Origin of the sequence: Ignatzschineria indica (assembly GCF_003121925.1) — a bacterium.
GTDB classification, from domain to species: Bacteria; Pseudomonadota; Gammaproteobacteria; order Cardiobacteriales; family Wohlfahrtiimonadaceae; genus Ignatzschineria; species Ignatzschineria indica.
This window is the reverse complement of record NZ_QEWR01000002.1, coordinates 735,624-751,449: the sequence shown is the minus strand read 5'-3', so window position 1 is coordinate 751,449 and position 15,826 is coordinate 735,624. Positions and strand designations below refer to the sequence as shown.

15 protein-coding genes are annotated in these 15,826 nt (G+C 34.4%); 14 read left to right on the top strand and 1 reads right to left on the bottom strand.

The features are described 5' to 3' along the window. The first annotated feature begins 53 nt into the window (after positions 1-53). The 12 genes from DC082_RS03390 to DC082_RS03335 all read left to right on the top strand — a co-directional run bounded on the left by DC082_RS03390 (position 54) and on the right by DC082_RS03335 (position 12,257). The gene (locus DC082_RS03390; protein ID WP_109235754.1) at positions 54-998 is read left to right on the top strand and encodes a KpsF/GutQ family sugar-phosphate isomerase; all 945 of its coding nucleotides are present in this window, start codon (positions 54-56) and stop codon (positions 996-998) included. A gap of 9 nt (positions 999-1,007) precedes the next feature. Then, the gene (gene kdsA, locus DC082_RS03385) at positions 1,008-1,853 is read left to right on the top strand and encodes a 3-deoxy-8-phosphooctulonate synthase (protein ID WP_109235753.1); all 846 of its coding nucleotides are present in this window, start codon (positions 1,008-1,010) and stop codon (positions 1,851-1,853) included. Positions 1,854-1,863: 10 nt separating this feature from the next. Next, complete coding sequence (locus DC082_RS03380) at positions 1,864-3,030, top strand: glycosyltransferase (RefSeq protein WP_133243679.1); 1,167 nt, start codon at positions 1,864-1,866, stop codon at positions 3,028-3,030. A 23-nt stretch (positions 3,031-3,053) separates the two neighbouring features. Next, the gene (locus DC082_RS03375) at positions 3,054-4,049 is read left to right on the top strand and encodes a hypothetical protein (RefSeq protein ID WP_109235751.1); all 996 of its coding nucleotides are present in this window, start codon (positions 3,054-3,056) and stop codon (positions 4,047-4,049) included. Beyond that, positions 4,042-5,013 (top strand): hypothetical protein, encoded by a 972-nt coding sequence (locus tag DC082_RS03370; RefSeq protein ID WP_109235750.1) that lies wholly within the window; start codon positions 4,042-4,044, stop codon positions 5,011-5,013. Before DC082_RS03375 ends, DC082_RS03370 begins: the two co-directional genes overlap by 8 nt. Next, on the top strand, positions 5,006-5,656 hold the full coding sequence (locus DC082_RS03365) for a 6-hydroxymethylpterin diphosphokinase MptE-like protein (protein ID WP_109235749.1): 651 nt from the start codon (positions 5,006-5,008) through the stop codon (positions 5,654-5,656). The genes DC082_RS03370 and DC082_RS03365 overlap by 8 nt, the downstream gene beginning before the upstream one ends. A 395-nt stretch (positions 5,657-6,051) precedes the next feature. Beyond that, on the top strand, positions 6,052-6,354 hold the full coding sequence (locus DC082_RS03360; RefSeq protein ID WP_133243678.1) for a hypothetical protein: 303 nt from the start codon (positions 6,052-6,054) through the stop codon (positions 6,352-6,354). 86 nt (positions 6,355-6,440) lie between these two features. Further along, positions 6,441-7,775: an SGNH/GDSL hydrolase family protein gene (locus DC082_RS03355; RefSeq protein WP_109235747.1), complete on the top strand. Its 1,335-nt coding sequence runs from the start codon at positions 6,441-6,443 to the stop codon at positions 7,773-7,775. 788 nt (positions 7,776-8,563) lie between these two features. Then, positions 8,564-10,681 carry a capsular polysaccharide biosynthesis protein gene (locus DC082_RS03350; protein WP_189363299.1) on the top strand — a complete coding sequence of 706 codons (2,118 nt, stop codon included), beginning with the start codon at positions 8,564-8,566 and terminating at the stop codon, positions 10,679-10,681. Between the two features lie 171 nt (positions 10,682-10,852). Further along, positions 10,853-11,386 (top strand): hypothetical protein, encoded by a 534-nt coding sequence (locus tag DC082_RS03345; protein WP_109201282.1) that lies wholly within the window; start codon positions 10,853-10,855, stop codon positions 11,384-11,386. Next, positions 11,358-11,819: a hypothetical protein gene (locus DC082_RS03340; RefSeq protein WP_109201283.1), complete on the top strand. Its 462-nt coding sequence runs from the start codon at positions 11,358-11,360 to the stop codon at positions 11,817-11,819. Before DC082_RS03345 ends, DC082_RS03340 begins: the two co-directional genes overlap by 29 nt. Before the next feature lie 12 nt (positions 11,820-11,831). Next, the gene (locus DC082_RS03335) at positions 11,832-12,257 is read left to right on the top strand and encodes a hypothetical protein (RefSeq protein WP_109201284.1); all 426 of its coding nucleotides are present in this window, start codon (positions 11,832-11,834) and stop codon (positions 12,255-12,257) included. 438 nt (positions 12,258-12,695) lie between these two features. Here the strand turns inward: DC082_RS03335 and DC082_RS03330 are convergent, their stop codons facing one another. Next, the gene (locus DC082_RS03330) at positions 12,696-13,427 is read right to left on the bottom strand and encodes an NYN domain-containing protein (RefSeq protein WP_109235746.1); all 732 of its coding nucleotides are present in this window, start codon (positions 13,425-13,427) and stop codon (positions 12,696-12,698) included. Positions 13,428-13,758: 331 nt separating this feature from the next. Between DC082_RS03330 and DC082_RS03325 the strand changes: the two genes are divergently transcribed. Together DC082_RS03325 and DC082_RS03320 are read left to right on the top strand one after the other, a co-directional pair. Continuing rightward, positions 13,759-13,938: a hypothetical protein gene (locus tag DC082_RS03325; protein ID WP_109235745.1), complete on the top strand. Its 180-nt coding sequence runs from the start codon at positions 13,759-13,761 to the stop codon at positions 13,936-13,938. 367 nt (positions 13,939-14,305) lie between these two features. Continuing rightward, positions 14,306-15,817 carry an AAA family ATPase gene (locus DC082_RS03320; protein WP_109235744.1) on the top strand — a complete coding sequence of 504 codons (1,512 nt, stop codon included), beginning with the start codon at positions 14,306-14,308 and terminating at the stop codon, positions 15,815-15,817. Positions 15,818-15,826 lie beyond the last annotated feature (9 nt).

The window sequence follows — 15,826 nt, the reverse complement described above, 5'->3', positions numbered from 1 at the left end:
AATTTTTATAACAGGTGGCTTAAGTGCTACATTTTTAGAGGTTTTTTAGTCGTATGGTAAATAGCTTACAAATCGTAACGGATGCGGTTACAGATCAAATCGGTATTTTAAATAAATGGCAAGAGAAGCTAGTGGATAACCACAATATTGATCAGGCTATTGATCTGATCCTTGGCTGTGAAGGACGGACTATTATCTCTGGCGTTGGTAAGTCTGGCTTAATTGGTAAAAAAATTGTTGCGACTTTTGCTTCTACTGGTACACCAAGCTTTTTTCTGCATCCTACCGAAGCCTTCCATGGCGATTTAGGGATGATTAAACCTTCCGATCTTCTTATTTTGATCTCCTATAGTGGTGAAACGGATGAAGTCAATAAACTTATCCCTAGCCTTAAAAATTTTGGTAATAAAATTGTCGGAATTACGGGGAATGCAGACTCTACATTAGCAAAGTATAGCGATGTCTTTTTAGATATCGGTGTTGAGCGGGAGATCTGCCCTAATAACTTAGCGCCTACCTCTTCAACATTAATTACCCTTGCATTGGGTGATGCGCTTGCAGTTGCTTTAATGAAGCAGCGTGATTTCAAAGCAGAAGATTTTGCTCGTTTTCATCCCGGTGGTAGCTTAGGGCGTAAGCTTTTAAGCCGTGTTGCCGATTATATGGTTACCGAAAATCTCCCTTTTGTCACAGAAGATGCCAAACTTTCTGAATGCCTCTTAACCATGACAGACTCAAAAAGTGGTATCGCCTTTGTCGGGACTGCTGATAATTTCTTAGGGGTTATTACGGATGGCGATATTCGCCGTGCCTTAGTGAATAATGATATGAGCATGAGTGTTACTGCGAAAGAGATTATGACAAAAACACCCCAAACAATAACGGCAGAGACTTACTTAGTTGAAGCAGAAGAGCAGCTAAAACAGAATAAGATTCGCTCTCTTGTCGTTATGGATGGTGAGAGCGTTATCGGTCTATTTGAACAACCCACATTTTAGGAGTAGATAATGACAGTAGTAAAAGTCGGTGAGATAGAAGTAAGTAACGATGCCCCCTTTACCCTTTTTGGTGGGATTAATGTTTTAGAAGATCTTGATAGTACGCTTCGTGCTTGTGAGCATTATGTCAAAGTAACAGACGAATTAAATATCCCCTATGTTTTTAAAGCCTCTTTTGATAAGGCTAATCGTTCCTCTATCCACTCTTATCGCGGTGTCGGGTTAGATGAGGGAATGCGTATTTTTAAAAAAATTAAAGAGGAATTCAACGTCCCCATCATTACCGATATTCATGAACCCTATCAGGCAGAGATCGTTGCAGAATATGTTGATGTATTACAACTCCCCGCTTTTTTAGCAAGACAGACAGACCTTGTTGTAGCGATGGCGAAAACAGGGCGGGCAATCAATGTAAAAAAACCACAATTTTTAAGCCCATCACAAATGGTCAACATTGTCGACAAGTTCAATGAGGCAGGGAATAATCAAGTCATGCTCTGTGAGCGCGGCAGTTGTTTTGGTTACGATAACTTAGTAGTTGATATGTTGGGTTTTGGGGTTATGAAAAAGGTGAGTAATAATGCTCCTATCATTTTTGATGTTACCCATTCACTACAACAGCGTAATCCTGGGGATAAAGCCTCCGGCGGTAGAAGGGAGCAAATTGTCGACTTAGCCTTAGCAGGAATGGCAACTAGGATTGCTGGCCTGTTCTTAGAAGCGCATGAAGATCCTGATAGAGCAAAGTGTGATGGACCGAGTGCATTAAAATTATCCTTACTAAAGGAATTTTTAAATAATATACAAACAATAGATGCTGTTGTGAAAGCTATAAGCTTTGCAAAAGTATATTGACGTAAATAGAATGGAACGAAGAAAGCGAAATGATAAGCTTATCGAGTATTTATTGATAGACCCCTTTAATAGTTATAATAGTGGTGTGACTCAATATATATTATTAAGTGATAAAATTTTAAAGAGTAAAGGCACTAGAAGCTTTGTCTTAGCGAAGGATATTAATGAAACACTAGAGGGGTTTTGTTGTAGAATAGCTACTTTTGTCAAAGAAAATACTGTCCTTGAAATAGAAGCCCCTGAAACATTGGCTACAACACGTTATCTCACACATGAAAAAATACATATTCGATTACATTTGAGTAGGCAGGTAGGGCGTTATTTGCAAGGATTTCCTATAGACTATAAATCTGCATATTTGGAGCAAAATGAAATTAATAAAGCCTATAGGGTTTCTGCTCCATCACAAATAGCTTTATTTTTATCTAAAAAAATATTTAATATAAAAAAATGTGATATATATCCTAATCCGGTGGAAGCTATACCAAATAAAATTTCTTGTTTTCAAGGTGTTGCTTCTAGTAACGGGAAGATATATTTCATAGGGAGAGGTGATAGTTTAAAAGGTTTAATGTTTTTAAAGATTTTTAAAGTTTTTGAAAACAATATTATATGTGTGGGGGACTCTAATCTTTTAAAGTTTTTAAATAAAAATAATTTAAATGTTAAGTTTATAAATGGAAAGGATAGAAAATACTTATCTTTATTAACATCTAGTGATGTTGTTATTATTCCTAGCTTATTTGAAACGTGGTCAATGGTGGCGGTTGAATCATTGACTAGATCTGTAAAGGTTGTAACTTGGAATCATTTGGGGTTTTGTGAGTTTTTTTATAGTCCTTTGCTTTTTAAAGCTAATTTTCCTAATGAAGATGAGTTTATTGATTTAGTTAAAAAGGCCTTATGTTTTAAGGTGAGTGATAAATTGGTGATGGATATGAATTGCAATATTAATAATATAAATAAATTTTTTTTTAAGGGAGTTACAGAAAATTATTTTTGTTTTAAAAATAGATATTATGATGAAGTCTTAATAAGAAATATTAAAAATATTTCTAAAAAAGGAAGAAAAAACAGGTTTAAATCGCTGACTAGGAAGTTTTTTGCGAGTCCGATTCAGTTTTGGAGAGATTCTTTTGTTGTGCGATTTTTAAAGAAAATAAAAAATAAAAAATAAAAAGTAAGGGAGTACTTATACTCATGAGAGTTAAAGCAAAATTACGAAAATTGTGGAGAAATCCTAGACAGTTTTTTATTGACTCTAAGATAGGAAAATATTTTTTGAAAAAAGAGATTCCTAGCTTTGCAGATAGTTATGATTCTCTTGAATTAAACTCTGACTTTAGATATCAAAGTTTAAGTTTCACTACAAATGGGAATGTAATTCTTCCAGAAGAAAGGTTTGAGGGTAGGTATTTAAGAACTTTATTTTTATTTAATGAAAAATATAGCAAGCAGATGTCCAATATAGTCCGTTACTGTTATTTGCAAACAGACTTTAAACCTTTAAGAGAAGATGAATTAATGCTTTTTAGTTATGATGACTCTATCGGTCTGAATAACTATTTTGATTTACTTTTAAAGATCGATTCAAAAAATAAGGAAAGGTTATCATCATATCTAAATATTTTTGTTTTTGATGAAAATTTGAACTTTGCAGTAGCATTAAGACAATGTAATCCTGATGTATGCGTAACTTTTGTTCAGTTGGGTGGTAAATGTACAGATAAAAGTAAGGTGCGCATAGATCCGGAATATCGTCTGATAGACTATGTAATAGAACGTATTCCAGAGACTCTTGATACGTATAATAAAAATGATCGTAATACATTTTATGCTCAACACTTTAAAGAGATAGGATTGTTTATTAGAAAAATTATTCAAAATCAGATTCCAAGAGAAAGAGATATTTTTTTACCCATTATTTCTGATTGTACTTATAAACCAGACTTGATAATTAAATCTGATCAAGATTTAGATGTGATTATAAAATTAAAAGATATGCCTATAGAAAAAGTTAAAGATCATAAGGAGTTATGTATAAAGATAGCAGAATATGTTTTAGAGTTATATGTCAAAGAGTCAACTTATTTGAAGTATCAGAATTTATTGGAAGATGTATCACTAATAAATATAAAGAAATTTTTATTTTTATCTACAGAAGATGGTTTAAAGTTTGAGGTCATAAATGGCTAATATAGTACATATTTCTAATACACCGCTAGTGGGATCTCCCGGTAAAATTAGTTGGTTAGCGAATGAGAATGGGTTTAATTCAGCATCTATAATATTACGAGATTATCCTTTACATGGTGGGCTTGCTGAGAAATTTACTCAAAACTCTATTGTTTATAGAGATGATAATAAACAATTAAGTTCGGTAGTGACTACTTTGATAGATCAGGCCGATATCATTCATATTCATAATGATGTATCGTTAGAGTTTATTAATAAATTTAATTTTGGTAATAAAAAAATAGTTTATCAGGTCCATTCTCCTTTAAGAGAGGGACCTCTTTATTTTGAACGTTCAGAATTCATGGGATTAGAGTTTTCAAAAAAACTTGTTATTGCACAATATCAGACTAGGCATTATCAAGATTACGAACCTGTACCAAATATTGTATTAGGTAAACCTCATTTAAAATTAAGAGAGGACACCGAGAAGTTAAGGGTACTTTTTTCACCGACTCATAAGCGAGGGGGAAGGTGGAATAATAAGTATTCTCATAAACTGATAAATGTATTAAAAAGTCTTAGTGAACTTAACTTAATAGAATCTATTGAAATAAATAAACCTTTAAGTCCAAGCGATCTATTTGAATTAAGAAAAACATGTCATGTCAGTATTGATGAGATAGTAACTGGATCATATCACCAAGTAAGTTTAGAAGGGTTATGTGCTGGTAATATTGTGATTAATAACTCAGATTTTTTTTCTTCTTATATGCTAGCAAGTGTTTCTAATGCTAAGATGATGCCCCCTTTTTATATAGCATCAGAATTTGATATAGGTGAAAAGTTATTGCGATTAGCTCAAGATGTTGAATTAACTAGAGAATATCAAAAAAAATCTTATGATTATTATATTGAAAATTTAATGCCTGAAAAGTTATTTAAAGTCTATAAATCAATATATGAGGAGCTATTAAATGTCTAACATTTCTTTATTAAAAAATAAAGAGTTTGGCAAAAGATGCTTTATACTTGCTAATGGACCATCAATAAATAATTTGGATCTAAGTAAGTTAAAAAGAGAAATTGTTATAGGTATGAACGCTTCGCCTTTATTAGAAAAAAGCAATTCTTTTAAACACTCTTATTATACTATATCTGATACTAGGTTTTTAACTGAAAATGAAGATAAATATGATATCGCGGTTAATCTTGTTGATGAGTCTGTAATGAAAGTTTTCCGGAAGGAAATATATAAATTTTATCCAAACAAGAGAAATACTCATTATGTCCAAGCTTTAGAGAGAGATGGTTTTTCAGAAAATTTAAAACATGGGTATTATTATGGACGAACAACCGTAATGCTTGCATTACAGCTTGCTTATTATTTGGGGTGTAGTGAAATATATCTTTTAGGGTTTGATCTCACTTATAGTCACAAGCAAGCTCGTTTTTATGTTGAGAAAAAAATGCAGATAGATGATGCCCAAGCAAGTATTCAAATATGGAACATCCATCAAGCTTATTTATTTTTGCAAAGTAGGGGAATTAAGTTGTACCAATGTAATAAAAACTCTCTTGCTAGAAATTACATACCTTTTTGTAATTTTGAAGATATTTTTAATTAGGAGAAACATGGTGAAATGGGATAGAGATTATATAAGAGATAAATAAAAAGTAGCGATGCTTGATATAGAAGGTGTTTATTTTCCTGCAGAGAAACCTAAAAGATTGTTAGTTTTTTTAGCTCAATGGGAAAAGATCGTTATGATAGATATTCGTAGTTTTGGAATAATGAGGAAAAAAGTGGGAGGATACTAGTTATTTGTTTATAAAAGATGATTCTTTTCATTATTTTTTAGGAACAGATGATAAGCCAATGAAAGATAGTGTTAGAAAAGTTATAGAGTATCATCAAGTTTAGTGTTCATTAACTTCGCAAGAAACTTATATGCTAGGTATTAGCATGGGAGGATATGCCGCTATATATTTTGCATTTTATATGAAGGCAAAAGGAGCAATAGTGGGAAATCCACAAGTGACATATAAAGCAACTGAAATGTGTTTTTATAGAAATTGGGAACGACAGATTAGAAATATAGGTACACAATGGTGTGACTTAGATATGTTAGCAATCCGATCAGACTATGTTCCATTTATATATTTAAAATACGGAAATTATTCGGCTGATAAGAGTGCTAGTGATACTCTGGTATTAACATTAATTAATAAGCATTGTCTATTAATGATTAGAAAAGAGGATTGGAAAGATCATACAGTTAATGCTTTATATAAAAAACATAGAAAGAGTAGTTCAATATTTTGAGCTTGAACCTAATAGAATGATAGTAACTTAATATTTTAAGTGAAAGCTATTGAAGTTTTTATCGATATTAAAAATGGTATAAGTATATGGTCTCAAAAAGATTTATTAGATTAAAAGAGTTTTTGCCTTTAACTAAGTTTATCAGGGTTCCTCCAGATTCTTATTATTTGACACGACCCAAATTAGATAAAAATAAATATTATTATTTTCATACAGATGAAGATGGTTTTATTTTTAATAAAATTAATAATGCTTATGATCGAGATTTGATACTTATAGGAGGATCGAGTATAGAAAATTTATTTGTGGATGCAGATAAAAGAATATTAAAATATCTTGAAGATTTTTTGATAGATTTAAAACTGGACTACAATATTAAGAATGCAGGTACTTCGGGAGCGTCCTTACTACACATAACAAATATTATACTTAACAAAATAGTAAACAAAAAAAATCCAGTTATATTTTTATTCATACCAAGTAATGATTCATCAATTTTAAATTTACATAATACATATTGGAACATTGATAAGTTAAATTCAAATATAATTGGTATTGAAAATGATACGATTTTTTCTAAAAATAATAAAACGACTAGTTATGAAAATGTTTTATTATCATTAGTTAATATGTGTAGGATTTTTTCTGTGGATTTGTTTGTTTTTAATACAATAAGATTAAAAGAAAAAAGTAATTATAAAGTTATCGATAATATAACTGAAAAGGTATGTAGGGGAAATAATATTGTTTATACAGATATGAATAGATTTCTTCAAAAAGAAGCTAATTTTTATGATGATGTACACTTGAATGCAGAAGGATCATACCAACTAGCCAAATTGTTGAAGTTTTTTTGTGCCAAACATTTATCTCCAACACAAACATCCAGCTATAAATTTAAAAACAAGGATGAATTTTTATCTTTAGAAATAAGGTCGATTCTTAAAGAAGGTGCTTATAATATTAATAGTTTTAATAAAAGTGAGCATTTTATGGGTGTTGTTAATAATAATTCTATTAATTTTTGTTTTTATAGCAATATTTATAGTAAATTTAATACAATACTTGTCTTTGATAAGAAAGAAAACACCTTAGGATTAGTTAAAAAAATAAATGACACAGATGAGAAAGCTATTTTGCATATACAGTCTGGTAGATTGTTTTTTATCGAAAGGGGAATTAAATTTTTTATAAATGAGATAGTTGGTTTGCATGTTAATTTTAGTGATAAAATTGAACGTACAAATTATATTATTGAAAGTTATAACGAAAATGAAAAATTGAATCTTTCTATAAAAATTAGAGAATTTTATTTAAGCGCATCTAATCTTTTAAGAATAAATTTTGTTGAACATAAAAAATCATGTGAGGTTTTTAGTTCTTTTATTATTAATAAAAATAAGCCTTATAGCTATTTCTGAAAGAATACTCTAGGGGGTATTGAATATTTATAGTTTCAACCAAATATAGTGATAAGCTAAAAAAATGTTGTTTTAGCCTTAAAAATGTATTCTTCATTAAATGATAAACTTTGTAAATATACCCAGTCCAAAGGATTATTGTTGGTAAGAGTATTTCTTTTTTGGGGATAATAGCATTGGCTCCCAGATTTATAATTATTTCTCTAAAAAATTTTATAATTATATTCTTTGTCTTCAATAATATAATTTATTGTATTTGAGAGGGGTGTCCAATAGTTCTGGGGTTGTAAGTTTATAGTTAAGTGCATAGTACATAACCTGAGACTTCGTAAGGTGACTTTTTTTAATTCATTGGGAGAGATATTACTCAATAATTCAGAAGGTCTTTCTTGGTTATAACTTAATATTCAAGTCTAACTAAGTTCTAGCACCTGAGTTAATCAGAAGGATAGATGAAGATTTAATACTTTAATTCGCTAACTGCGATTAAAACACTCGAGATAAGCATTTTGATTTGGCATTCTTAGCTCAATATAATAAATTATTAAAATAATTAATACTATATTATTTTTTATCAATGATTCATACTCTTCTATAGATGCTTTTATTGTTCTTTACAAAATACCTATCAAATATTATCTTCATAGAACATCTATAACTCCCTTATAAAGTGCTATAATTTCGTTCTTATATTTATAATTCTTAGGGCGAAAATATAGCGCTTTTTTATTGGGATAAGCGTTATTTGAGTTGGCTATTTCCCATATGGGTGAAGGAAGTTATTGCGCATGATCATTACCTTTTCTGCAGGTCTAAAGCGAAAGCGTGCTTTGTTGGAGCATGTCTTAGATATGGCAGACAAAGATGTCGTTGTCGGCTGGGGCAATAAGGCGAATACGCAAAAGGCGCGAAACTATGCTGCGAAGCATCAGCTCCCTTTTGTTGCGCTTGAAGATGGCTTCCTTCGCTCCATGGATCTCGGCGTGAATGGAGAAGCGCCCTTATCAATTGTGGTGGATGATTTGGGAATCTATTACGATGCTTCCAAGCCTTCCCGCTTAGAGCAGTTGATTTTAAAAGAGGAGATGCCGGAATCGTTCTTAGCGGATGGCGCACGGGCGCTTGATTTGATCTTGACCCATCAACTAACGAAATATAATGCCATTCCGGAAGATCTGCCGGCAAATTTAACCTTTGAGGCAGAGAGAGAGCATCTCTTAATCATCGACCAAACTTTTGGCGATATGTCTTTGCAATATGGTGGCGTCAAAGCGGAGACCTTTCTCACCATGTTAGAGCGTGCAAAGCGGGAGCATCCGGAGGCGGTGATCTGGATTAAGATTCATCCCGATGTCTTAGCAGGGAAGAAGCAGGGGCATTTTACCGAGGTGATGCCAGCATTAGCGCGTGATCCACAAATTCGGTTCTTAGCGGAGAATATTCATCCCCATACCTTATTGAAGAAGATGGACTCTATCTATGTCGCCACCTCGCAGATGGGGTTTGAGGCTCTGATGCTCGGCAAAAAAGTGGTCATCTTTGGTCTACCGTGGTATGCCGGTTGGGGATTGACGGAAGATCGCCATCCACAAGTTTTAGTGCCGGAGTTCAAATCCCGCCGCCGGCACGCAACTCTTCTTGAGCTCTTTACCGCGAGTTACCTGCAATATTGCCGTTATCTCAATCCTTATACCGGCAGAAGAGGAACGATCTTTGATGTGATCGATTATCTCATCATGATGAAACGGCGGGAGAAGCTCCTTGCGGGGGAGATCTGGGTAGTGGGCTTATCGTTCTGGAAGCGGAAAATTATCACCCCCTTTTTACGCGCGGTGAATAATCGGCTTCGTTTCTTTAAGAATCAGGCTGCAGTTGAGTGTGCTTATGCAGAAATGCGTAATCGGATTGATCGGAATACAGAGAATTCAGAAAACTTAGAAAAATCAGAAGACTCAGATCATGCAGAAAATAAGATTCGGCTCCTTATCTGGGGGAAGAAGTTTCCGCAATTGGTAGAGTGGGCGAATCAGCAGCAATTGCCGATCTTAAGAATGGAAGATGGTTTTATCCGCTCCGTGGGCTTAGGCTCTAACCTTGTTCCACCGCGCTCTTTGGTGCTTGATGATTTAGGCATCTATTTTGATGCAAGTACCCCTTCACGCTTAGAGCAGATCTTAAGCGAAACCACTTTTGATGCCGAGCTATTAGCCGAAGCGGCAACATTGCAGAAAGATCTTATCAATTTTAAGATCGGTAAATATAATGTGGGCCGGCAAGATTGTACCTTACCGAAAGCGGGCGAGAGACCGATCCTCCTAGTGCCGGGGCAGGTGGAAGATGATGCCTCCATTCAGACCGGCACGCGCGATATCAATACCAATTTAGCACTGCTCAAAGAGGTTCGCCGACAAAACCCAGCGGCCTATATCGTCTACAAGCCCCATCCCGATGTGGTGAGTGGAAATCGCGTCGGGATTGTGCCGGAAGCGGTGGCAAAAGAGTATGCCGATGAGGTGATGATCGATGGTGATATCATCGCGCTGATTGAGCAGTGTGATGAACTCCATACCATGACATCGCTCTCCGGCTTTGAGGCACTTTTACGGGGGAAAAAGGTCTTCTGCTACGGCATCCCTTTCTATGCAAACTGGGGCTTAACGGAAGATCGCCACACCTTAACCGGCAGAAGAGGCAGAAAGCTCACGCTCCTACAACTGATCGCCGGCACGCTCATCCTCTATCCCACCTATCTCAATATCGATACTGGCAAAATCACCAACGCCACCACCACGCTACAAGCCTTAGTGACTGAGCGGAGTAAACAGAAATCCACCAAGCTCAAAACCACCTACTTAGGCAGAAAGTGGCAACAGCTAAAAGGTTTAATACGGACGATGGGGTGGTAGGTTTGATATTGCAATATAAGCGATATTTATAGGAGAGGCGTTATCATTATTGCTATGGATGTGCTAATCTTTTTATGCATAGAATTAAATACTGTAATATTTTTTGTTAGTTTAAGTAATCCAGAAGTCATTGCTTAAGTAAATCTTTAAATATGTATTAGTGAAATTTTTATGGAGATAATTTCCTTATATAAAGCGCCGGTATTACCGCCGAAAGAAGAAAATGGGGATCGCTATATAACAGGGAGTACCCCTCTTTACTCTCATCGAGTATTGATTCAACACCTAGTAGGTGATGATGCTAAAGGTATAGTGATATCTGCAGACCTTGAGCATAAGATTATTGAAGACTTTAAAGCGTTAAACTCTGATAAAGTTTACAATATTGATGAGCTTCAAGATCAATATGAGGTTGATAGTATCTCGGAGATTATTACTCTTCTTATGAAGGAAAACTTTTACCCCGAAAATAAGGCTTATTTTCTTAACTCTTCTTGGTGTATATATCATGTAGGTGATAGTAAAAAATGGGCGGCTAGTGATGCTTATATTCTTAACCCGTATCCCAAAGATACTTTATTAACAAAAACAGAAAAGAGAGAAGATTATTACTGTAAGTTTTTTATAGGAAATAAAAGATTGATTTTGATTGGGGTCTCTTTTCATGAGGTGCGAGATGAATACAATGGTGTTAGACGAATATAATCAGTTCTTAGAACCTTGTTGCATATGTGATAGTGAGCATACAGTAATTGGGATTAAAGAGCGCGAGGCTCTTGGTGATACTAAATTTACATATCAACAGTTGCTGATTAGGTGTTTAGATTGTGGGTTTGAGTTTGTTAATAAAGAACTATCAGCACAAACACTTAAGAATCGGGATAGGGCTGAAATGATGCTGAAGCTTAGTCTTACGACTATAAAAGATGCTTATCAGAGTAGAAGGGTATCCTTTGATTACACAATTGAAGTGGACAGAGGCTTACAAAAAGGGAGTGGAATTATTAATAATATTTACACCCATCGCATTCCAACGGTTAATTATAGAACAACCATTAGCTCTTTCTCCTCGATTGATCAATCAATTTTTACTTTAGATAATCAGTTACCGCCTAGACACTCCACATATGTAAGATAGGAATCTATGTGTATGAATGAAGAAATGTTACAAGGATCGCTAATACTACCATTTACGCAATTGGGGTTTGCAATAAAAAAGATCTCAAAACAAGATATTGATGAGGTATTAAATGCAAATATAAAAACAATAAAACTCACTTCTGATAAGAACTTTCAGATAAGTGTTGATGACAATGATTATCAAAAAATTAGGGTTGTCAGTGATATATCTATCTATGCTTCTGATGGAGAAAATAGCGATTTAAAGAATAGGCAACTATTTATTAATACTGAGGTTGAAGTACTATATTTAGTGCATGATGAAGCTAAGGTGTATGAAGCTGATATGGTGCAAAAGCTCTTAATTGCACAAACCAATGTACAGCTTATAGATGTTGTTAATTTTATTTTGCGAAATAGTGAGTTAAAAGGGGAAGATATCAGATACGATGTTTGAAATTGATGTTTTGATAACACTTAAAATGTGATTTTAAAAGATGAGTTTTATGCGCTAAAACTTATTTAAATGAGTACCTTATTACCCGCCATGTCTCTATATTAATTATTTTAATTTATGTGGGAGCTGGCGGTTTTTATTTCAGAGTTTTTTTAAAGGCTTTGATTTTTAGAACTCATTTCCGGCACACTGATCCTCTATCCCACCTATCTCAATATCGATACCGGCAAAATCACCAACGCCACCACCACGCTACAAGCTTTAGTGACTGAGCGGAGTAAACAGAAATCCACCAAGCTCAAAACCACCTACTTAGGCAGAAAGTGGCAACAGCTAAAAGGATTGATACGGACGATGGGGTGGTGATGGGGAAGTTTATCCTAAAAGGTCTCAAGCGTACAGATCATAACTTAACTTACATTTTCACATCTAGAATTTTTATTTTTTAGATGGGTTTTGTTTATTGTTTCTAGGAATCCAAATGAGATCTTTTTTAGGGCTATGAAGTCCATCTATATGTTCAAACAATTCTGAATTAATATTGAGCCCCATAGGATCTAATATAAAATCAATTCCCTCTCTTCTAGCCAGCTTTGCAGCGGGTACAAAGTCAGCATCACCTGCAATCAAGATGATTTGTTTGACAAGCTTTTTAAGAGTTAATGAGGAGATATCTATTCCGATTTTCATATCAACACCTTTTTGTCTAAAAGAGAGGTGAACGTCATCTTTAGTAATATCCTCAAATCTTTTTTTATCCTTTAATAGATCTTGAATCACTCTATCTTTGTATGTCCAGTTGGTATGTGTGATCTCCCCAAATCTAAGGGCAACCTTTCTAAGTTTTTTGAGTTCGGTATGCAGCGCTGTTCTGAATTGATATTCTTTAGTTTTAGTTGAATCGTAGGCATCTTTAGAGATTGGGTTATGCCCTTTATATTGAGCAGGTGGGCAATCATAAAAAAAGATTCTATAAAGATCTCGTTTTCTACCCTCTTTCTTTGTATTTAAGTGGGATAGAGCATACTCAAAAATGAAAGTAGCGACTTTTTGGGGATCATAGCAGATCGTATTGATCTCTTCTTGCGACAAACCTTTAGGGTATTTTTTACTTAAATAACGAGATCTTTTTATTAAAAAAGCACCGTCAATGAGTATTGCTGTTGACATATTTTCATTACCTCTAAAAACAAAAAGCCCGAATGGTTCGGCGCTACCTGAGATAAGGCGGTAGGCTTACTGCAAACGGGCATATATCTGTATAGAATATTATAGATGAAGCATATTGTTGTCAAATCCTCTTTACTTTCATCGAGTGTTGATTCAATACCTAGTCAGTAATTGGGATTAAAGAGCGCGAGGCGCTTGGTGATACTCAATTTACATATCAACAGTTGCTGATTAGGTGTTTAGATTGTGGGTTTGAGTTTGTTAATAAAGAGCTATCAGCAAAAACACTTAAGAACCGAGTTAGAGCAGTGAGAAGGGGCTGATTGCTGGCATGCTCATCTACTCTCTTACCAATCTCAATATCGATACCGGCAAAATCAGTAACGCCATCAGCACGCTACAAGCTTTAGTGACTGAGCGTAGTAAACAGAAATCCACCAAGCTCAAAACCACCTACTTAGGCAGAAAGTGGCAACAGCTAAAAGGTTTAATACGGACGATGGGGTGGTAGGTTAAAGAAGGTTCGGCCGTGACGCTAAATTCAGACAGAAAAGCCAAGGGTCACCTTGGCTTAAATTTTTTAAGGACTCGTACTTATTCTCCTTAAAGATCGCTTTACCCGTTTATTAAGGAATTGATCTATAATAATTAATATTTGATAAATGAGTGATGAAAGAATCTAATATCTCATTATCTATACCTATACTTGAGGGTTTCGTTTCTATTTAAATGGGGGAGAAGGGGCTGATTGCCGGCATGTAGATCTCTATTACATCTATTCCCTGTATATTCTCGGTATATTCCCAGTAAAAGTGCGCCATAAATTGTTTTATAGTACATTAACAATCATCATAGATTTTAATCATTAAGGTAGAAACATGCAGTTTATCGTTGAAAATGTTGGAAAAATAGATCGCGCAACTTTTGATCTTAAACCACTGACAATATTTATAGGGCAAAATAATAGTGGTAAAACATATGCCGCAAGTGCTCTGTGGGCTGCTATTAATAGTATTAAAAAGAGAGCGACTCTTGCTGATATTGTAAAAACTGAACTTATTGATTTAATCCATCAATTAACGGCTCAAGCTTTAGAAGAAAAAAGAGCTCAACAGAAAGAGGTTCCTGAATCACTTCTAAATAAGATTAAGGCAGAAGTTCCTTATTATCTTAAGCAGAATTCTAAAACTATTTTGAAAAAATGCTTTAAATTTGATGGGTTTAATGAGGAGTCAAAACTTCTTTTTAATAGTGGACCTGATCTTATATTGACGATCGATGTTCAGGTACGCCCCATATTGGTATCAGAAGAGACAATAGATAAAGAAGGGCGAAAGTTTACAGCTTGCTTCACCTTTAAATGGAGAGATCGTAAAGAGAGAGAGTATGATGATCTCTTGGAATATAAAATAAGAGCAGAACCGCTTTCAGAAGAGTTACTAACAGAGAGCGAGAGTGAGCTCTATATTGCCTTGCTTAAGCGAACTGAAAAGGAGATTATTGGGCATACTTATTTTGGGGAAATGTGGGATAAGTTCGAGAATCTACTCTACATCCCGGCAGCAAGGACCGGTATTCTATTAACATCAGACTTCTTTGTGCAAGGAACGATCGCACGATGGCGAGAAGCAACAGAGGTATTAGAAAAGGAGAATGATCCCTTTTTACTAACCGAAAGCTCCGAAGATAGAAGTTTTTTTGTAGAGAGATTTAAGGGCAATTTAACAGAGCCCTTAATTGCTTTTACGGAAGAGATCAATCGAAGAAGCTATGGGGGAAAGAAAAAAGCACAGAAGAATGCAACCTCTTTGAGTGATAATATTAAACGATTATTATCAGGGGATATTCGCTCAAACTCTCCCAATGTCGATCGCCCCACCTTTGAATATCAGCCCGATGGCTCTGATCATACGATTCCTCTCTCTGCTAGCTCATCACTTGTTACTGAAGTTGCTGCATTGTCAATATTAAATCCTGTTTTGACAAATTCTTTTATTATTTTTGAAGAACCAGAAGCGCATCTCCATCTTGCTGCACAAAGAGAGATGGCAAAGATTATTATTCAATTAATCAACAGTGGTTGCTATCTACTTATCACAACACATAGTGATACATTTTTACAGCAATTAAATAATTTATTGTTGCTCAGTGAGCATCCACAAAAAGATCGGTTATTAGAAAAATTTAATTTAACAGCTCGCGATATAGTAACTCCCGATCAGGTATCGGCTTATGATTTTGATTGTGATAATGACCATAAAACAACAGTTCGTTCAATAGAGTTTGGTGAATATGGTTTCATTGCAGAATCATTGAATAAAGTGTTGATAAGCCTTGCCGAACAATCTCATGAAATAATTACCACATTAGAAAAAGAAGGAGAGGATTAAGGTAATGAT